The sequence below is a fragment of the Vibrio sp. 1249-1 genome (assembly GCF_033340495.1).
Genome location: NZ_JAWOWJ010001081.1, coordinates 1 through 538 on the forward strand (window position 1 = coordinate 1; position 538 = coordinate 538).

Genomic DNA, 538 nt, shown 5'->3' on the forward strand with positions numbered 1-538 from the left:
AATAGCGCTTGCGCCAATTGGGTTCCATTCACACCGGTTTGACGCAAAATGCCGACTAATCGCTGACGCTGAATAAAAGACAATGACATCGCTTGATAGAAGATGAACAGTCCAACCAAAAATGACAGCATCCCCATCGCGGTTAGGTTCATGTGGAATGCTTTGGTCAAAGATTCAAGCTCAGTACGAGTGTTTCGAACCAAAGTCATGCCATTTGGCAGTATGTTTTTTAATGCGATCAGTTTTTCTTCTGGCATCTCGCCACATGAAATCGCTGAAAGGCCCGAGCTTCGCTTCAACATTCTTAATAAAGAAATGTCGGTAACTAAACGTGTACCTGATAAGAGCTTGTTTTGATCCACTTGAACAGGGCCAAGACGACTGCCGTCATTCAACTCAATAAAGTCGCCGTCTTGCCAGTTCATGTAAGACGCCAAATCTTGACTGATCAAAATCGGATACGGCGGCTTCATCAAGGAGAGAACGGGCATCTCATTAAGTGACTTGCCGTGCTGAAGGGGGATCATTGCGACAGGAT

At 45.4% G+C, this 538-nt stretch carries 1 pseudogene; it reads right to left on the reverse strand.

Annotation, left to right across the window (positions count from 1 at the left end):
* A pseudogene (locus tag R7Z50_RS30580) lies at positions 1-538 on the reverse strand (ABC transporter permease); the annotation flags it as partial.